This window comes from Micromonospora sp. NBRC 101691 (genome assembly GCF_030269285.1).
GTDB lineage: Bacteria > Actinomycetota > Actinomycetes > Mycobacteriales > Micromonosporaceae > Micromonospora > Micromonospora echinospora.
Genome location: NZ_BSTB01000018.1, coordinates 133,138 through 152,985 on the forward strand (window position 1 = coordinate 133,138; position 19,848 = coordinate 152,985).

The 19,848-nt window shown below is 72.8% G+C and carries 11 protein-coding genes; 7 read left to right on the top strand and 4 right to left on the bottom strand.

Annotation, left to right across the window (positions count from 1 at the left end; translation table 11 throughout):
• The first annotated feature begins 18 nt into the window (after positions 1–18).
• From QSK20_RS24425 to QSK20_RS24435, 3 genes are all read left to right on the top strand, one after another.
• Positions 19–1,707, top strand: a complete 1,689-nt coding sequence (locus QSK20_RS24425) for a glycoside hydrolase domain-containing protein (protein ID WP_502889001.1) — start codon at positions 19–21, stop codon at positions 1,705–1,707.
• 97 nt (positions 1,708–1,804) lie between these two features.
• Entirely contained in the window at positions 1,805–3,265 is a 1,461-nt protein-coding gene (locus QSK20_RS24430) for an FGGY-family carbohydrate kinase (protein WP_285790946.1), read from the top strand.
• 313 nt (positions 3,266–3,578) lie between these two features.
• A complete protein-coding gene (locus QSK20_RS24435) occupies positions 3,579–6,812 on the top strand; it encodes a S8 family serine peptidase (RefSeq protein ID WP_285790947.1) in 3,234 nt (1,077 codons plus the stop codon).
• A gap of 50 nt (positions 6,813–6,862) precedes the next feature.
• On the opposite strand, the gene QSK20_RS24440 is transcribed toward QSK20_RS24435, so the two are convergent.
• Together QSK20_RS24440 and QSK20_RS24445 are read right to left on the bottom strand one after the other, a co-directional pair.
• Complete coding sequence (locus QSK20_RS24440) at positions 6,863–9,226, bottom strand: tetratricopeptide repeat protein (RefSeq protein ID WP_285790948.1); 2,364 nt, start codon at positions 9,224–9,226, stop codon at positions 6,863–6,865.
• 198 nt (positions 9,227–9,424) lie between these two features.
• Positions 9,425–10,186 carry a M23 family metallopeptidase gene (locus tag QSK20_RS24445; RefSeq protein ID WP_285790949.1) on the bottom strand — a complete coding sequence of 254 codons (762 nt, stop codon included), beginning with the start codon at positions 10,184–10,186 and terminating at the stop codon, positions 9,425–9,427.
• Positions 10,187–10,404: 218 nt separating this feature from the next.
• On the opposite strand from QSK20_RS24445, the gene QSK20_RS24450 reads away from it, so the two are divergent.
• Complete coding sequence (locus tag QSK20_RS24450) at positions 10,405–11,784, top strand: M23 family metallopeptidase (RefSeq protein ID WP_285790950.1); 1,380 nt, start codon at positions 10,405–10,407, stop codon at positions 11,782–11,784.
• Between the two features lie 58 nt (positions 11,785–11,842).
• On the opposite strand, the gene QSK20_RS24455 is transcribed toward QSK20_RS24450, so the two are convergent.
• Positions 11,843–13,237, bottom strand: a complete 1,395-nt coding sequence (locus tag QSK20_RS24455) for a short-chain fatty acyl-CoA regulator family protein (protein WP_285790951.1) — start codon at positions 13,235–13,237, stop codon at positions 11,843–11,845.
• 184 nt (positions 13,238–13,421) lie between these two features.
• Between QSK20_RS24455 and aceA the strand changes: the two genes are divergently transcribed.
• The 3 genes from aceA to QSK20_RS24470 all read left to right on the top strand — a co-directional run bounded on the left by aceA (position 13,422) and on the right by QSK20_RS24470 (position 18,001).
• Positions 13,422–14,693, top strand: a complete 1,272-nt coding sequence (aceA, locus tag QSK20_RS24460) for an isocitrate lyase (RefSeq protein WP_285790952.1) — start codon at positions 13,422–13,424, stop codon at positions 14,691–14,693.
• A complete protein-coding gene (aceB, locus tag QSK20_RS24465; protein WP_285790953.1) occupies positions 14,690–16,291 on the top strand; it encodes a malate synthase A in 1,602 nt (533 codons plus the stop codon). Before aceA ends, aceB begins: the two co-directional genes overlap by 4 nt.
• A gap of 336 nt (positions 16,292–16,627) precedes the next feature.
• Positions 16,628–18,001, top strand: coding sequence for a glycosyltransferase family 2 protein (locus QSK20_RS24470; RefSeq protein ID WP_285790954.1), 1,374 nt, complete (start codon positions 16,628–16,630; stop codon positions 17,999–18,001).
• A gap of 124 nt (positions 18,002–18,125) precedes the next feature.
• Here QSK20_RS24470 and QSK20_RS24475 read toward each other — a convergent pair whose 3' ends face one another.
• The gene (locus QSK20_RS24475; protein WP_285790955.1) at positions 18,126–19,757 is read right to left on the bottom strand and encodes a PP2C family protein-serine/threonine phosphatase; all 1,632 of its coding nucleotides are present in this window, start codon (positions 19,755–19,757) and stop codon (positions 18,126–18,128) included.
• Positions 19,758–19,848 lie beyond the last annotated feature (91 nt).

Sequence of the window (19,848 nt, forward strand, 5' to 3'; positions counted from 1 at the left end):
TCTTTGAGTGAGGCTCCGATGAGGTTGAGAACGATCATGGCGGGCCTCGCGGCGCTCGTCGTCGGCTCGGCGGGGGCGGTGACCCCGACCTGGGCGGCGTCCCCGGACGACCGGACCGTCAGCTACCACGGCTACCGGGTGACGGTGCCCGCCGACTGGCGGGTCGTCGACCTGGCCGAGGACCCGCACGCCTGTGTCCGGTTCGACCGGCCAACGGTCTACCTGGGCCGTCCCGGGGACGAACCCTGGTGCCCGCCGGGCCTGGTCGGGCGGACGGCGGGACTGGTCATCGAGCCGGTCGACGCGGTCACCGCCGCCCGGATCACCACCGACACCACGGTCACCGAGCGGGGCCGGGCGACCGCCGACACGGCGCCCTCCCGCGACGGCTCGATCCAGGTGGCGGTCCGCGACGCGGGCGTGCTCGTCACGGCCGAGCACACGCCGGACACCGAGTCGACGGTCCGGCGGATCCTGGCCTCCGCCCGCCTCGGCCGGGGCGCCGTCCCGTTCTCCCCGGACGGCGTCCGCGTCGCCCGCGCAGCCGGCACGGTGACGCCGGCCGCGCTCCCGCCCCAGCCCGGCACGTACACCGGCAAGGGCTTCGACACGTGCACCGCCCCGTCCCAGTCGACGATGGACGCCTGGCGGGCCAGCTCGCCGTACCGTGCGGTCGGCATCTACATCAGCGGCGCCAGCCGGTCCTGCACCCAGGCCAACCTGACCTCGACCTGGGTGACCAACCAGATCAACCGGGGCTGGCACCTGATCCCGATCGAGCTCGACAACCAGGCGCCGTGCGGCACCCGTACGCCGAAGATGTCCTACGACCCGGCCACCGCCCGGTCCCAGGGGGCGACCCGGGCGACCAGCGCGGTGAACGCGGCCAAGTCGCTGGGCATCCTCGCCGGCAGCGTGATCTACAACGACATCGAGCACTATCCGTCGACGGAATCCTGCAGGGCGGCGGTGCTCTCGTACCTGTCCGGCTGGACCGAGCGGCTGCACGCGCTCGGCTACCTCTCGGGCATGTACTCCAGTGGCTCCTCCGGCGTCCGGGACCTGTGCGGCGCGTACCACGACTCCCGGTACACCCGCGTCGACCACCTCTTCTTCGCCTGGTGGAACGGGGTGGCGGACACCGACGCCGGTGACTACTGCCCGGACGGCTACTACGCCGGCCGCCAGCGCATCCACCAGTACACCGGGGACACCTACGAGACCTGGGGCGGCGTGCGGATCTACATCGACCGGGACTACCTCGACGTCTCGACCACCGTCCCGCAGCCGCCGCAGGACTTCACCGTCACGGTCGACAACACCACCCCGGGACGGTTCACGGCGAGCGCGAACTGGGGAACCTCCAGCTACTCCAGCCAGCGGACCGGCCCCGACTACCGCTTCGCCGACCCGGTCGCCGCGAGCGACGTCGCCTGGTACAAGGCGAACCTGCCGGCGACCGGCGCCTACGAGGTCTCGGTCTGGTACCCCGCCGCAGCCGGCTACAACGGGTCGACCCCGTACGTCGTGTCCACCACCACCGGCAACCAGACCGTCCGGGTCGACCAACGGGTCAACGGCGGCCGGTGGGTCTCGCTCGGCGTGTTCACGCTGGCCGGGGGCGACGGCGACAAGGTGGGCGTGAGCCGGTGGACCAGCGGCACCGGCTACGTCGTCGCCGACGCGGTCCGGATCAGCCGGGTCTGAGCCGGGTGGGCGGCGGTCTCCAGGGCCGCCGCCCACCGTCCGCCCGCCCCGGCCAGGACGATTGACAACCTTCGCGCACACCCGCAGAGTGACACCGATGGCAGGGGGAGCGGACGGGCCGACACTGCTGGCCGGAGTGGACATCGGCACCACGCACACCAAGGCCGGGATCTACCGGCCGGACGGCACCCCCGTGGCGCAGCGTCAGGCGGCCACCCCGTCCGACGCCGACGGGCTGCGGGACACCGCGCTGCGGCTGCTCGCCGAGTGCGTCTCGGCCGCGCCGGCGCCGCCGCTGGCCGTCGGATTGTCGAGCATGGCGGAGACCGGCGTGCCGCTGGACGCCGACGGCGACCCGGTCGGCGACCTGCTGCACTGGCGGGACCGCCGCGCCCACCGGGAGGCCGACCAGATCGGCGAGACGGTCGGCCGGGCGTCGTTCTTCGCCGCGACCGGCCTGCACCCGAGCGCGAAGCTGCCGCTGGCCCGCTGGATCTGGCTACGCCACCACGAGCCGGAGCGGACCCGGCGGATGGCGCGCTGGGCGAGCAGCGCGGACCTGGTGCTGGCCGCCCTCACCGGCACCCTCGCCACCAGCCCCACCCTGGCCGGCCGCACCGGCGCCTTCGACATCCGCGCCATGGCGTACGCGCCGGACCTGCTCGACCTGGCCGGACTGCGGCCCGACCAACTGCCTCCGGTGGTCGCCACCGACCGGGTCGCCGGGCGGGTCACGCGCGCGACGGCGACCCGCACCGGTCTGCCGGCCGGCACCCCGGTCGTCCTCGCCGGCCACGACCACCTCGCCGCCGCCTGGGCCGCCGGGGTCCGGGGGCCGGGCCGGACAGCGGACTCGATGGGCACCGCCGAGGCGGTGCTCACCCCGGTCGCGGCGGTGCCGGCGATGCCCGCCGAACCCACCGGAATCTCGGTCGGCCCCTTTCTCGACGGCCGGTCGTACTGCCTCGTCAGCGGTCTGTCCAGCAGCGGCGGCCTCGTCGACTGGTGGCTGGAGCGCTTCGCGCCGCCCGGCTGCCCGGACCGGTACCGCTGGTTCACCGACCTTCTCGGCGCCACCACCGACCCCGGACCCACCGGCATCGTCGTGCAGCCGTACCTGCACGGGCGGGCCAGCCCACAGCCGGACCCGCACCGCACCCTGTCGTTCCACGGCGTCCGGCCGGAGCACCGCCTCGCCGACGTCGGCCGCGCGGTCCTCGAAGGGCTCTGCATGCAGGTGCGCTGGATGCTGGAGAGCCAGGCCACGATCAGCGGCCAGCGGCCCGAGACGGTGGCGGTCTTCGGCGGTCCCACCGCCAACCCCGCCTGGATGCGGATCAAGGCCGCGGTCATGCCGGTGCCCGTCGTGGTGCTGCCCGAGCACCGGTCCGCCGTGCTCGGCGCCGCGCAACTCGCCGGCCGGGCGATCGGCGTCGAGGACCGCACCCCCGCCCCACCACCGCCCCGGCCCGCCACCCCGCCCGACCCGGCGTGGGAGACGGCGTACCGGTCCCTGTTCCTGCCGCTGGTCACCACCCCCACCCCGCCCGGCAGCTGACGAAACGCGTTCACATGCGACGTCGCGGGCTGCGGGCCTCGGCGTTCCTGAACGGCCGGTCCGGCAGAACGACCGGCAGAACCTCGTGCGGAAGACGCGCTCCCGGGCATGGTGAACGTCACAAGCAGCTCCCGGGATGATGGCGCTGAGCTGCGGAGACGTCGTCGCTCCCGATGATCGCCCCGGCCCGCGAAACCATTGCGGCACCCTCTCGCCGCCGCTACGAAACGTGCGGGTGACCTGATTCCGATCACCCGTACCCCGATCGCGCAGTGACGCCGATCGACCCATCCGAAGTGGAGACGACCCCCTCATGCGACAACGCCGTCTTCTGGCGTACGGCGCGCTCGGCGCCACGCTGGCGACTCTGCTGGTCGGAGTCACCCCCGCCACCGCCCAACCCACGCCGGCCCCGTCGGCTCCCACCGTCGGTGAGGCGGAGCCCGCCCGGAGGCTCACCCTGTTCACCGGTGACCGGGTCACCGTACGCGGCCGGGAGGTGACCGTCGCCCCCCGCGACGGTGTCCACTTCGTCCGCCTCCAGCGGGACCGGGCCGACTACGTCATCCCGTCCGACGCGATCCCCCTGCTGAAGGCCGACCGGCTCGACGAGCGGCTGTTCAACGTCACCGCCCTGCTCGAGTTCGGCTTCGACGAGCTGTCGTACCTGCCCCTGGTGGTCTCCGACGCGACCGCCGTGCGCGGCCTGGACACCGGACCGGAACTGGAGGCGGTCGACGGGTTCGCCACCCGGGTGCCGCTGGCCGACCTGGCGGAGACCTGGCAGACCACCCGCACGTCGCTGACCCGCGGCAAGGTCTGGGCCGACGGCGTCCGCGAGTCCAAGCTGGAGACCAGCGTGCCGATGACCGGCGCTCCGGCGGCCTGGGCGGCCGGGTACGACGGCACCGGGGTGAAGGTCGCGGTGCTCGACAGCGGCATCGACGACAGTCACCCCGACCTCGCCGGGAAGGTGGTGGCGCGGCGCAACTTCGTCCCCGAGATCGAGACCGCCCTGGACCTCAACGGGCACGGCACCCACGTGTCGTCGACGATCGCCGGCAGCGGTGCCGCGTCCGGTGGCAGGCACAAGGGGGTGGCTCCCGGCGCGACCCTGCTCGACGGCAAGGTGTGCTGGAACGTCGAGGGCCGGGGCAACTGCTCCGACTCGGCGATCCTCGCCGCCATGCAGTGGGCGGCCGAGTCCGGCGCGACCATCGTCAACATGAGCCTGGGCGGCCAGGACGCCATCGGCGTCGACCCGCTGGAGCAGGCGGTCAACGACCTCACCGCCGAGTACGGCACCCTCTTCGTCGTCGCGGCCGGCAACTACAACGGCTGGCAGTTCCGGGTCGGTTCGCCGTCCACGGCGGACGCGGCGCTGTCGGTGGCGAACGTCGACCGGGCCGGGGAGCTGAACTGGTCGTCGCTGCGCGGACCCCGGATCGGCGACTACGGCATCAAGCCGGACATCGCCGGGCCGGGCACCGAGATCACCGCCGCACGTTCGCCGAGCGCCCTCGGCCACCTGCCGACCGGGCCGTACTTCGCCGCCACCGGCACCTCCATGGCCGCCCCGCACGTGGCCGGCGCCGCCGCCCTGCTGACCCAGGCCCACCCGGACTGGAAGGCCACGCAGCTCAAGGAGGCGCTGATGGCCTCGGCGGCGCCGAACCCGGCGTACGACGTCTTCGCGCAGGGAACCGGAACCGTCGACGTGGCCAAGGCGCTGCGCCAGCCGGTCACCGTCAGCCCGGCGTCGCTCAGCCTCGGGGTGCTCGAATGGCCGCACACCGAGGCCCCCACCGCGCGCACCATGACCTACCACAACCGGGGCGACCGGCCGGTGACGTTCGACCTGGCCCTCGACGGCACCGCGCCGCAGGGCCTGCTGACGCTGAGCGCGAACACCCTGACCGTGCCGGCCCGCGGCACCGCGACCGTCCAGGTCGTCGTGGACGAGCGGGCGAGCACCTCGTACGGCCTCTACAGCGGGCGACTGGTGGCCACCGCCGGTGACGTCACCCTCCGGACGCCGTTCAGCGTCTACCACGAGGAACCGGCGGCGGGTCTCACCATCGACACCATCGGCCGGGACGGCGGCGCCCCCGCCACGGTGCTGGTCGAGCTGGTCAACCCCGACCCGCAGAACTACGCCAGCCACACGTTCTACACGTCGAGCGCGTCGCTGCGGGTGCCGCTGAACAGCTCCTGGCGGCTGTCCGCGTACATCGAGGAGGCCGACGGCACGGTCTCCCTGCTGACCGACAACCGTCTCGTCGCCGACACCGACCGGAAGGTGGTGCTCGACGCGCGGAAGGCGCGACCGCTCGACATCACCGTCCCGGACCGCCGGGCGCGGGCGCAGGACGCGTCGGTCATGGTGCTGCGCGGCGGCGACCGGCTGGTCACGTACGCCGGTGTCACCGGCGAGCTGGACAAGATCCGCACCGCCGACGTCGGCCCCACCGACCTGCCCGGCGTGACCACCCAGGTGCACGCGGTCTTCCAGGGCCCCGCCCGCCGGGACAGTGCCCCCGACGTCTACCAGCTGGGCTGGCGCATCCGGGGATCCTTCGTCACCGGCCTGGTGAAGCACGTCTCGCGGAAGGACCTGGCCACCGTGCAGGCCGAGTACGCGCAGAACGCGACCGGCGTGGCGGCGTGGCGCGTCAACGGCAGCCCCGATCCGGACTCCAGTGCCGGGCTCATGCTGACCAGTCAACTGCCGGCGGTGGCGACGCCGGGACGCCGCACCGAGTACTACAACGGTGACGTGGCCTGGCTGACCGACGTCCAGGAGGAGACCGTCGACGGCGGCCTGTTGATCCTCAACCTGGCGACCACCGAGCCGGTCACCTACCGGCCCGGCCGCCGCTACGTCGAACGCTGGAACGGCACGGCGCTCAACACCACCCTGACCCCGCAGAACGGCAGCTCGCCGGCGGTCGCGCGGCAGGGCGACACGATCCAGGCCGCGCTCACCGGCTACACCGACGGCGCCGGCCACGTGGGTCTGCCGTACTCGATGACCAACCACCGGTTCACCCTGCACCAGGGCGACCGGCTGGTCGGCGAGCACACCTACCTGTACGGCTCGTGGCAGGTGGCCCCGGAACCGACCACCTACCGCATGCGGTACGCGTTCGACCTGCCCGAGCCGTACCGGCTGTCCCGGCGGCTGGAGACGGAGTGGACCTTCACCACCTCCGCCGCGCAGCAGGGCGCGCTGCCGCTCACGTCGATCGGGTTCCAGCCGGCGCTGGCGCTGGACAACAGCGTCCGGGCGGGCAGCCGGCTGACCATCCCGCTGACGTTCGCCCAGCAGGCGACCGCGGGGCGGGTGACCTCGGCGACGGTGTCGGTGTCGTTCGACGACGGCCGCACCTGGACGGCGGCGCGGACGACGGAGAAGCACGGGACGTACTCCGCCACCGTGCGGCATCCGGGGGACAGCTCCGGGTTCGTGTCGCTGCGCGCCACCGCCGTCGACAGCGCGGGGAACACCGTCACCACCACCGTCTACCGGGCCTACCAGGTCAGGTGACCGGTGTGGGGCACCCGGGGCCGGGCGCGAACCGCCCGGCCCCGGGTGCCTCAGGAGACCCGGCGACCGGTCGGTGAGCCGAGTTCCGCGAGCCGGCCGAGGGCCTGGTCCACCAGGTCCGTCGACCCGACCTGCCGGGCGATGCGGAGGGCGCGCCGCAGCTCGCCGCGCGCCTCGTCCACCCGGCCCAGCCGGGCGAGCGCGCCACCCAGCCCGTACCGGCACCGGGCCTCGCTCTGCCGCACCCCGGCCCGTTGCAGCAGCGGCAGCGCCACCCGGAGACTGGTCGCGGCGGCGGCCCAGCGGCGCAGCGCCAGCAGGCTCAGCCCGACGTTCAGGTGCAGGTGGCCGGCGGTCAGGTCACCGACCTGCGGGGACGGCGCCCGGTCCGGATCGGTCAGCAGCGCCTCCAGCCGCCGGTAGTGCGTGATGGCCTCCCGGTGCCGGCCGGCCTGGGCGAGGCTGCCGGCCAGCAGCGACAGCGCCTGCGCGTACCCGTCCCGGTCGCCGGCGGCGTCCAGGAACGGCAGCGCCCGCCCGGCCGCCGCCTGCGCCTCGGTGGCGTCGCCCCGACGTCTGGCCGCAGTGCCGAGGTAGGTCCACGCCCAGCCCTGCTGGTCGAGGTCGGCCACGGCGGTGGCCAGGCGCAGCGCCTCCCGCGCCGGCGCCTCGGCCAGGTCGGGACGCATCGCGCAGGTGCTGTACGCCCACGACACGTAGTTCAGGTGGACGGCCTGGCCGCGAGGGTCGCCGAGCGCCTCGGCCGAGGCCGCCGACATCTGGTACACCTCCAGCCAGTTGCGCCAGTGCGTCCACCGGTCGGAGAACCAGTGCATGGCGTCGGCGACGGCCGTCACCTCGGCGTGCCGACCCGCCGCGAAGGCCGTCCGCAGCGCGCCGAGCCAGTTCCGGCTCTCCTGTTCGATCCAGCGGCCGGCCTCCTCGGCCGAGGCGGGGCCGTGACCGGTCCCGCCGGAGTGGCCCGGCTCGAACCACCGCCCGGCGGCCACCGCGGTGTCGAGCAGCCAGGTGACCACGCGGTCCTCGCTGTCCCGTCGTGCCTGCGCGCTCTCCTCGGCGGCCAGCCGGGCCCGGGCGAAGAGCCGCATCAGGTCGTGGAACCGGTAGCGGCCGTCGGTGGCCGGCTGGAGCAGCCCGAGTTCGGCCAGTTCCTCCAGGGCCGTCTCGGTCTCCCGGACGCCCAGGCCGGCCGCCTGCGCGGCCAGGTCCAGGCCGGCGTCCGGGCCGGGGACCAGGGACAACCGCCGGAACGTCCGGGCGGCGGCGACGGACAACTGCCGGTAGGAGAGCATGAACGGGGCCGCGATCTGGAGGTCCCCGGCGACCAGCAGGTCGAGTCGGTCGTCCTGGTCGGCCAGCCGGCGCAACAGGTACGCCACGCTCCAGTCCGGACGGCTGAGCAGGCGGTTGCCGGCGATCCGCAGCGCCAGCGGCAGATGACCGCAGGCCCGTACGAGGCCGAGCAGCGTGGCGTCCGGCTCGGCGGCGGCGCGGTCCGGCCCGATGATCCGGTGCAGCAGGGCGACCGCCTCACCCCCGGTGAGGGTGGGCAGGGTGAGCCGCTCGACCGCCTCCAGGCCGGCCAGGGCCCGCCGGCTGGTGACGATCGTCATCGTGCCGCCGGCGCCCGGCAGCAGCGGGCGGACCTGTGCCTCGTCGGCGGCGTTGTCGAGCAGCAGCAGGATGCGCCGGTCCCGCAGCAGCGCCCGGTACCGGGCGCTGCGCGCGTGTTCGTCGCCCGGCACCCCGGCCTCCTCCACGCCGAGCGTGGTCAGCAGCCGGAGCAGCAGGTCGTCCGGGCGGGGCGGGTCGGCGTCGAGGCCGCGCAGGTCGACGAAGAGCACACCGTCGGGGAACGACTCGGCGTACCGGGCCGCGGCCTGCACCATGAGCGCCGTCTTGCCCAGACCGGGTGGCCCGGACACGACCGCCACCACCGGAGTGCCCGGCCGGTCGGGCGGTTCGGCGCTGCGGGCGACGAGATCACCCAACCAGCGCAGTTCGTCGTGCCGGCCGGTGAAGTCGGCGACGCTCCGGGGCGGGGCCATCGTCGGGGCCGTCCGGGTGACGCGCCGGCCGGCACGGGCCGTCTCCCGCAGCGCGGTGGCCGCGCCGTCCGGCAGGTCCAGCGCCCGGACGAGCGCCTCGACGGTACGGCGCTGCGGCACCCGGCTGCGCCCACGTTCCATGTCGCTGATCGCCCGGACGCTGATCCGCGACGCGGCGGCCAACTCCTCGATGGTCAGGCCGGTGTCGGTGCGGTGTCGGCGCAGCAGCAGGCCGAACCGGTTCGGCTCGGCGGCCGGAGGGTCGGGCCGGACCGGCGGGGCCGGGTGGTGTGGCGTCGCCTCCCCGGCGGTGTCGGGCGGTGGGCCACCGCCGGGGGAGCCCATCAGACGGGCAGCAGGAGCGCCTCGTGGGCACGGCGCTCCGTGCGGGACGAGTCGATGATCTGCGGCACGTGCCCGATCATGCCATGCCGCCCGCGCCGCACGTCACCTGAGACGAGCAGGTAATCGGCGACTTCTCCGGCCGGCTCGGCGTGCTCGGCGGCACGCCGGGGCCGGGCGTCGGCGCCGGCGGTGCCGGGCTCAGGACGGGGCCTTGACCTGACCGTCGTAGGCGATGCTGCGCCACAGGTCGAACTGCCGGTCGTTGCCGACCAGGGGGTTGCCCACCAGCGCCACCGCGGCGTGCACCTCCTCGTCGGTGCGCAGCTGCCGGAAGTAGCCGGGGCCGACCAGGGCGATGCCCCGGTTGGTGGACTGGATCAACCTCATGGTGTCCTTCCAGGGGTTGAACGGCGGCGGGTCCGTCGGGTTGACGTAGGTCAGCGGGTTGATCCGGCGACCCGCCGGATCGATCATGTGCCAGTGCAGGTGTGGACCGGTGGAGGAGCCGGAGCCGGGAGCGCCGGCCGCGCCGCCGGACCGGCCGACGATGGTCCCCGACGTCACCGAGGCACCGTTGGCCAGCAGGAACTGGGACAGGTGCAGATACTGGCTGCGGTATCCGTCGGCGTGGTGGATCGTGACGGTGTGGCCGCCCGTGCCGTTGTTCGGGATGTTCGAGATCGTCCCGGCTCCGCAGGCCGGCAGGTTCGTGCCGACCGGCATCGCGAAGTCGATCCCGCCGGCCGAGCCACGGGCGAGGTGCTCCTGCCAGTCGTCGGTGATCGGGTAGCCGCCGAACGGGTTGTAGATCACCGGCGCAGCCAGCGCGGGGGCCGCCGGGAGCAGGCCGAACGCGGCGCCGCCGGCCACCGCCGCCGTCCCGAGCAGCAGCTCGCGGCGGCCCACGGTCGGTGGGCGTCCGTCGTCGTCCCGTTCCGGCTGTGCGTCATCCGTCGACATCGACTGCCATACCTCCCCGTCGTCGGGTCACGGGTGTCCATCGGGGACCCTGCGGCGAGACGGCACCAAGGTCGATCCATATGTACAGCAGTGGATGCGCCATGGTCAACGGTCGGATCGACCGGGCCACCGGGAAGGTCGTCGATATCCACGATGATCGTCCGGCGGTATGGTCGGCATCTGTCTCGATCTCTCTGACCAGCCCGGAAGGGAGCTCCATGAGGAGCATCGTTGCCCGTGTCCTCGCGGTGGCGGGCCTGGCGCTCGCCGTCGTGGCGGTGCCGGTGGTGCCCGCGGTCGGCCCGGCCGCGTTCGGCACGCCGGCCCAGGCGGCGGGCCCACGGCCGGACTTCCAACTGCCGTTCCCCTGCGGGGAGTCGTGGCGGTTGGCCACCTACTACGGCCACGACGACTACGACATCGACATGACCTGGAACGGTGGCGCCAGCAGCGGTCGACCGATCCTCGCCTCGTACAGCGGCACGGTGGCCTTCGCCGGCTGGGGCAACGGCGGGGGCTGGTACGTCGTCCTCGACCACGGGGCCGGTTGGCGGACGGCCTACATGCACATGATCGAGACGCCGCCGGTGCGGGCCGGCCAGTGGGTCGCCACCGGCCAGCAGATCGGCCGGGTCGGCAGCACCGGCAACTCCACCGGCCCGCACCTGCACTACGAGCAGACCCGGGACGGGGTCAAGACCGAGGCGTGGTTCAACGGAGTCCCCTCCGGCATCACCTCGGACGGGAGCCCGCACACCGGACCGCTCTACGTCTCCGGGCCCGTCTCGGCTCCCCGCAGCGTGGTCAGCAACAACTGTGGTTCGGCGGCCCGGCAGGTGTGGGAGGCGGCCAGCAACGCCGGCTGGCGGGCGCTGCCGGTGAGCGGCGCGGTCGGGCCGGTCGTCGGCTCGGCCACCGCCGCGATCGAACTCGACGGCGTGAAGATCGTCTACACGGTGCGGGACGGCCGGGTGTACGAGGCGGCCAGCAACACCGGTTGGCGCAATCTCTGGACCGGCATCTCCGGGGTGAGCAACTCGGCGTTGGCGGCGATCGTGGTGAACGGTGTGAAGTACGTGTACACGGTGGTCGGTGGTGTGGTGCACGAGGCGTCGAGCGCGAATGGCTGGCGGAATCTGAATTCCGGCATTTCCGGGGTGAGCAACTCGGCGTTGGCGGCGATCGTCGTGAACGGTGTGAAGTACGTGTACACGGTGGTTGGTGGTGTGGTGCATGAGGCCCACAGTGCGAACGGCTGGCGGAATCTGAACTCGGGGATTTCCGGGGTGAGCAACTCGGCGTTGGCGGCGATCGTCGTGAACGGTGTGAAGTACGTGTACACGGTGGTCGGTGGTTGGGTGCACGAGGCCCACAGTGCCAACGGCTGGCGGAATCTGAACTCGGGGATTTCCGGGGTGAGTGGTTCGGCGTTGGCGGCGATCAACGTGAACGGTGTGAAGCACGTCTACACCGTGGTCGGTGGTTCGGTGCACGAGGCGGCCAGCGACAACGGCTGGCGCAACCTCAACTCCGGCGTACGCGGCACGACGGTCTCGGCGCTGACGCTGGGCGGGGTGAAGATCCTCTACACCGCCTGACGGGCCGACGGCGGGCGGGGGCCGGCGCACGACCCCCGCCCGCCTGGTCGCCGCCCGCTCAGTCCCGCAGCGGATACGGGATGAAGGTGCTGCGGTTCTCGTCCAGGTCGAGCCGCCGGCTGATCGGCGGCGCGGCCCGCTGGGGGCAGCTCATCCGCTCGCAGGTCTTGCAGCCCGGCCCGATCGGTGTCGCGGCCTCGGCGGCGTGCAGGTCCATCCCGGCCGAGTAGACCAGCCGGCCGGCATGCCGGATCTCGCACCCCAACCCGATCGCGTAGACCTTGCCGGGTTGGCCGTAGCCGCCGTGGTGACGGGTGATCGTGCGGGCGATCCACAGGTAGCGCTGCCCGTCCGGCATGGCGGCGACCTGGGTGACCACCCGGCCCGGTGAGCTGAACGCCTCGTAGACGTTCCACAGCGGACAGGTGCCGCCGGTGCGGGAGAACGGGAAGCCGGTGGCGGACTGCCGTTTCGACATGTTGCCGGCCCGGTCGACCCGGACGAACGAGAACGGCACGCCCCGGGCCCGGGGCCGCTGCAACGTGCTCAGCCGGTGGCAGACCGTCTCCCACCCCATCGCGAAGTGCTCGGTGAGCAGGTCGATGTCGTACCGGCGGCGTTCGGCGGCGGCCAGGAACTGGCCGTACGGCAGGATCAGCGCCGCGGCGAAGTAGTTCGCCAGGCCGACCCGGGTGAGGATCTGGGTCTGGGTGTCCTCGAACCGCTCCTCCTCGACGATCTCGTCGATCACGTCGGCGTACTCCAGCAGCGCGATCTGCGCGGCCATCCGCATGGCCTCCTGCCCGCCGCGCAGCGACGTGGACAGGTGCAGGGTCTGGGTCTGCGGTCGGTAGCGGTGCAGTTCACCGCCGAGTTGGCCGGCCTCCTCGCGGGAGATCCGGATCCCGTGCCGCTGCGCCAGCCGGTCCCGCAGGACGGCGCGGACCTCGCCCCGGCGCAGCCCGATCCGCGCGGCCAGCTGCTCCGCCGCCTCGTCCAGGTCGGGTACGTAGTTCTGCCGTCGGTAGAAGAACTCGGTGACCTGGTCGTGCGGGCTGCGGCCGACCAGGTCCCGGTCGCCGACCAGCTCGGCGAGCTGCTCGTCGAGTTGCTGGTGGCGGCGGTGCAGTTCGAGCACCGCCTCGGCCGCCTCGGGCAGCCGGTTGGCCAGCTCGGTGAGGTCGGCGATACCGACGCGGTCGCCCAGCGCCTCCCGCAGCCCGGCGACCAGCCGGGGCGTGTCGTGCGGGGCGAAGACGGTCGGATCGACGCCGAAGACCTCGGTGATGCGCATCAGCACCGGGACGGTCAGCGGCCGGGAGTCGTGCTCGATCTGGTTGAGGTAGCTCGGCGAGATGTTCAGCAGCCGGGCGAGATCCGCCTGACTCAGTGCGCGGTCCTGGCGCATCCGCCGCAGCCGGGCGCCGCCGAAGGTCTTGGTGATCGCCCTCACCTCCCCCTACGTCGCGCCTGGTCCGTCGACATTAACACTGCTGTAAAGAGGAGCCTTCGCAACTTGGCAAAAGGGCGTTCGGACTTTTCAATAATTGGCTTCTTCCGTCCCTCGACCCGCTCGCCGGACCCGTGTGACCGTGGGCGGCACACCGACACACCGGCACCCGAGGGGAGCGAGGACCATGCAGACGGCAGTCGAGCAGTTGCGCCACGAATGGGAGAACGACCCGCGCTGGCAGGGAGTGCGGCGCAGTTACCGCGCCGAGGACGTGGTCCGGCTGCGCGGCGCGATCCAGGAGGAGCACACCCTGGCCCGGCACGGCGCGGACCGCCTGTGGCGCCTGCTGCACCGCGAGGACTACGTCCACGCGCTCGGCGCGCTCACCGGCAACCAGGCGGTGCAGATGGTCCGGGCCGGCCTGAAGGCCATCTACCTCTCCGGCTGGCAGGTGGCGGCGGACGCCAACCTCGCCGGACACACCTACCCCGACCAGAGCCTCTACCCGGCCAACTCGGTGCCGGCGGTGGTGCGACGGATCAACAACGCCCTGCTCCGCGCCGCCCAGATCACCACCGCCGAGGGGGACCCCGCCGGAACCGACTGGCTGGCGCCCGTCGTCGCCGACGCCGAGGCCGGCTTCGGCGGTCCGCTCAACGCGTACGAGTTGATGACCGCGATGATCGCCGCCGGCGCCGCCGGCGTGCACTGGGAGGACCAGCTTGCCGCCGAGAAGAAGTGCGGCCACCTCGGCGGCAAGGTGCTCGTCCCCACCGGGCAGCACATCCGCACCCTGGAGGCGGCGCGGCTCGCCGCCGACGTCGCCGGGGTGCCGACCGTCGTCATCGCCCGAACCGACGCGCAGGCCGCCACGCTGCTCACCACCGACGTGGACGAGCGGGACCGCCCCTTCGTCACCGGCGACCGGACCGCCGAGGGCTTCTACCGGGTCCGCAACGGCATCGAGCCGTGTGTCGCCCGGGGCCTGGCGTACGCCCCGCACGCCGACCTGCTCTGGATGGAGACCAGCACCCCGGACCTGGAGGTCGCCCGCCGCTTCGCCGAGGCGATCAAGGAGCAGTACCCGGACCAGCTGCTCGCCTACAACTGCTCGCCGTCGTTCAACTGGCGCAAGCACCTCGACGACGCGACCATCGCCAAGTTCCAGCGGGAGCTCGGGCACATGGGCTACAAGTTCCAGTTCATCACCCTGGCCGGCTTCCACGCGCTGAACTACTCGATGTTCGACCTGGCACGCGGCTACGCCGCCGACGGCATGCCCGCCTACGTCGGGCTCCAGGAGCGGGAGTTCGCCGCCGAGGCGGCCGGCTACACCGCGGTCAAGCACCAGCGTGAGGTGGGCACCGGCTACTTCGACCTGATCAGCACCGTGCTCAACCCGGCCGCCGAGACCACCGCCCTGCGCGGCTCCACCGAAGAGGAGCAGTTCGCGTGAGATACGAGATCATCGGTCCGCTGGCGGACCGCTTCGCCGAGGTCCTCACCGCCGAGGCGCTGGAGTTCCTGGTCGCGTTGGACAGCGAGTTCGCCGCCCGCCGGGTGGCGCTGCTGGACACCCGCCGGGCCCGTCGGGCCCGCTACGCCACCGGCCAGCTGCCGGACTTCCTCCCGGAGACCGCGCACATTCGCGCCGACCCCGCCTGGCGGGTGGCCCCACCCGCCCCGGGGCTGGTCGACCGCCGGGTGGAGATCACCGGGCCGACCGACCGCAAGATGACCGTCAACGCGCTGAACTCCGGGGCCCGGGTGTGGCTTGCCGACTTCGAGGACGCCACCGCCCCCACCTGGGACAACGTCATCGGCGGCCAGCTCAGCCTGATCGACGCCCTCGACCGGCGGATCGACTTCACCGACGCGCGCGGCAAGCGGTACGCCCTCGGCGCGGAGCTGGCGACCATCGTGGTCCGGCCGCGTGGCTGGCACCTCGTGGAGAAGGGGATCGCGGTCGACGGGCGGCCGGTCTCGGCCAGCCTGGTCGACTTCGGGCTCTACCTCTTCCACTGTGCGCGCCGGCAGCTCGACGCCGGAGCCGGCCCGTACTTCTACCTGCCGAAGCTGGAGACCCATCGGGAGGCGCGGCTCTGGAACGACGTCTTCGTCTTCGCCCAGCACTACCTGGGCCTGCCGGTCGGGACGATCCGGGCCACCACCCTGATCGAGACGATCACCGCCGCGTTCGAGATGGAGGAGATCCTGTACGAGCTGCGCGAGCACTCGGCGGGACTCAACGCCGGACGATGGGACTACATCTTCAGCGTGATCAAGAACTTCGGGCAGTGGCCGGACTTCGTCCTGCCGGACCGGTCCGAGGTCACCATGACCGTGCCGTTCATGCGCGCGTACACCGAACTGCTGGTGCGGACCTGCCACAAGCGGGGCGCGCACGCCATCGGTGGGATGGCCGCGTTCATCCCGAGCCGTGACCCGGCGGTCAACGAGACCGCTCTGACCCGGGTGCGGGCCGACAAGCAGCGCGAGGCCGACGGCGGGTTCGACGGCTCCTGGGTGGCCCATCCGGGCCTGGTCGGGGTCTGCCGTGACGTGTTCGACGCGGTACTGGGCGACCGCCCGCACCAGCTGGACCGCAGCCGCGAGGACGTGCAGGTCACCACGGCCGACCTGCTCGCCGTCGACAAGACCCCGGGCCAGGTCACCGCCGCCGGGCTGCGGTCCAACGTCGCGGTGGCGCTGCGGTACGTCGACGCCTGGCTCGGCGGCACCGGCGCAGTGGCACTGTGGAACCTGATGGAGGACGCGGCGACCGCCGAGATCGCGCGCTGCCAGGTGTGGCAGTGGGTGCACCACGGTACGCCGCTGGCCGACGGCGGCTGCGTCACCGGGGACCTGGTCCGGTCGATCCTCACCGAGGAGCTGGCCGCGCTGGTCGAGGGACGGGACGGCGACGGGCGGGAGCGAGCCGAGGCGGCGGCGCGGATCATCGAGGACACCGCGCTCGGCGAGGACCTGCCGGCCTTCTTCACCACCGACGCGTACGCCCGGCACCTCGGGCCGTCCCACCGGAGCGGTGCCTGACCGCGACCACGACCCACACGGAGCCGGGGAGGGCATCAGCCCTCCCCGGCTCCGCGTCTGCGGCGGCGGCCCGACCGCGCCTCGGCAGGTCAAGTTTTCGCCAAGATTCAAATGAAGGAATTTCATCTCGTCGGAGTGGGTAGCTAGATTGCCGCCGTACGACCGCGCACAAAGGACGTCAGCTCGACCCGGAGGGACCGCAACCCCCACCGAGCCAGCCCTGCCGGGCCCACCTCCCGCCTCCGGCGCGACACCGACCGGGGCAGGGGGTCGGTTCGTCGCCGGCGGGACGACGGCCAACGCCGGCACCAACGAGCTGGAAGGAAACCGCACATCATGGTTACCCCGACGTCGCAGACCGGCGGGCACGCGCCATCGCTCAGCGTCGTCATACCGACCTTCAAGGACGCCCAGAGCCTCGAACTGACACTGGGTTCGCTGAGCCGACAGTCACTACCGGCCGACCGGTTCGAGGTGATCGTGGTGCGCGACGGCGGCGCCGAGGGGGCCGAGGACTACACCGCCGTGGCGGACCACGGCAAGTCCCTCGATCTCCAGATGGTCGCGCTTCCGGCCCGTGGTGGACGGTCCGTGGCGCGCAACGAGGGAATCCGGCGTGCCACCGCGGACACCATCCTGTTCCTCGACAGTGACTCGTACGCGACCCCGACCCTCCTCGAACGACACGTGGCCTTCCACGCCGCCTCCGACACGCCCCGCGTGCTGATCGGCCGACGCAACGAACTCGGCCGGCGGCACCTCGACGCGGTCCTCGCCGGTGGGGCGGTCACACCGGATTCGGAGGTGCGCGCCGACGACGGGGGCGACACGCGTTTTCCCAACGGGATGCCGACAGGCGACCACTGGCTGGGTGCCATGTGGATGTTCGCCCACGGCCACAACGTCTCCGCGCCCCGCGAGGTGGTGACCGCGGTCGGCGGGTTCGACGAGGACTTCGGCACCCGCTGGGGGTGGGAGGACACCGAGCTGTTCTACCGGATCGACCGTCACCTCGGGCCGGAGAACCGGGCGTTCCGCTACGACCCCGACGCGTTGGTCTACCACCTGCCGCACTACCGCAACATGCTGCAGAACCTCCAGGACTACACCGGCAACCGCAAGATGGTGCTGGCCAAGTACCCGACCATCGACTGGGAGTTCGTCGGCATCGTCGACACGATCTACTCGGCGGAGATCCTCGCCCGGTACCGGGAGGCCATCGCGGACTGCGTGGACCGGCAGGCGTGCCGGGTCGCGCCCGCGTGGCGGTGGCTGCGGGACCGGCTGCCCGGGTCGCGGGTGCTGTGGATCGGCACGGGCAGCGCCGAGGTGCCTCTCGGGGACCGGACCGTGACGTTCGACTACGGCGTTCCGGCCGGAGGACGCAACTACCACCTCGTCGGGATCGACCCGCCGATCACGCCGGGCAGTCTGGACGCCGTCGTCAGCGTCGACTTCTGGCGTTACCTGCACTGGCAGGAACTCTGTTCGTTCGTGGGCTCGTCGGTCCGCCTGGGAGCGGAGGTCTACCTGGTCGGCACGGACACGCACCTCTCGGCCGGGCCGCCGCCCGGTCCGGAGCAGGTGCGGTACCTGGCGCGGGCGCTCCGGCACAGTTTCGAGGTCGGCGTGCTGGAGGCCGAGCGGCCCGGCGGGTGCTGGGCGCTGCACCTGCGTGCCGCCGGGTCGCGACGCCGCCGACGGTTCTGAGCAGACAACCGCCGGCCTGCGGACCGCATGCCAGCTAGCTGCCTAGGATGCTCTACGGGGTGTGCGGCCCGTCATCGCGCCGGCAGCACACCCGTCACCACCGGCCCGGCCGGCGACCCGTGCGTCAGCGGTGCGATTCGGCGGCCGGTGCCGGCGGAACCCGCAGCACGACCAGGGCGACGTCGTCCTCGCCGCTGGCCGGGTAACGACCGAGCAGGTGGTCGCACACCTGCTCGGCGGTCATCCCGTGCCGGTTGGCGAGGGCACCGACCAGATGGGCGAGGCCCTCGTCCAGGACGCTGCCGCGCCGCTCGATCAGGCCGTCGGTGTAGAGGACGACCGTGCTGCCCGGGGCGAGGGTGACGCGGTGGTCGCGACGCACGACGCCGCCGTCCATGCCGAGCAGCATCTCCGGCGGCGCCTGGAGCAGGCCGGCGGTTCCGTCGGGAGCGACCAGCACGGGTGGCAGGTGGCCGGCGTTGGCCCAGACCAGGACGTGCTGGCCGGGTCGGTTCTGCGGATCGTCCCGCGTGACGCGGGCCAGGATCGCCGTGGCGAAGGCGTCGACGCGCAGGCCGCTCATCGCCGTGTCGAGATCGGCCAGCACGGCGGCCGGGGACTCCCGCGTGCCGTATGCCACCCCGCGCAGCAGGTTCCGGATCTGTGCCATGGTCGCGGCGGCCTGCCGGTCGTGGCCGGCGACGTCGCCGATGACCAGGGCGAGAGATCCGTCGGGTTGCAGGAAGGAGTCGTACCAGTCGCCGCCGAGGCGGGCCCGCTCGGTCGCCGGCCGGTACCGCACGGCCACCTCCAGGCCCTCGCGTTGGGCGGGCGGGGTCAGCAGGCTGCGTTGCAGCTTCTCGGACAGCTCCCGCTCCAGGCTCGCCACCCGGCGTTCGGCCTGGCGGGTCTGCGCCCGGTGCAGCGCCTGCGTGACCGCCGCGCCGACCAGCCGGACGAACCGCACGTAACTCTCGTCGACCGGGAGGTGCTGACTCAACTGCGCCACGAGCACCGCGTCGTCGCCGGTCCCGGACGCGTCGGGCAGCCGAACCCAGACCACCGCGATCCCGGCCGAGTCGTCGACCACGACGTCGCCCGCGTCGAACATGGCCGGCGGCACGACCGGCGACGGCCTGCCGGTCGCGCGGGGCAGGAGGACGTCCACGTCCGGCAGGTCGTGGGGATCCCGGCGGAGCACGGTCACCGTCCGGTCGAGGATCTGGTCGGGCTCGTCCAGCTCCCCGAGCGCGTCGGTGAGTTCGGCGAGCAGGATCAGCCGCCGCTGGGACAGCACCTGCTCCGTGGTCTCCGCCGCGATGTCGACGACACCCTCGACCTGCCCGCCGGACCCGAGGACGGCGGAGTAGGAGAAGGTGAAGAAGCACTCCTCCGGGTAGCCGTGCCGGTCCATCAGGAGCCGCATGTTCCGGGTCCAGGTCGCCCGCTGGGTCGCGCGGACCGACGCCAGCATCGGCCCGATCTCGTCCCAGATCTCCGGGAACACCCGGGCCGCCGACGCCCCGAGGGCCGTCGGGTGCTTGTTCCCGATCAGGTCGACGTAGGCCTCGTTGTACAGCATGACGAACTCCTGACCCCAGAACAGGGTCACCGGGAACCGGGTGTGCAGGGTGATGTCGACGGCGGCGCGCAGCGTCCGGCTCCAGCCGGGCACCGGGCCGAGCGGGGTCGCTGCCCAGTCGACCCGCGCGTAGGCCGACCGCAGCGATCCCGCCGCGGCGAAGAGTTCGTCCACGGGCCGACGATAGCCCTGCTGGTGGACCGTCGCCGGATCGCACCGGTGATCGCCGTATGCGCAGGTCAGACCGCCTGCCGGGGCGACGGGG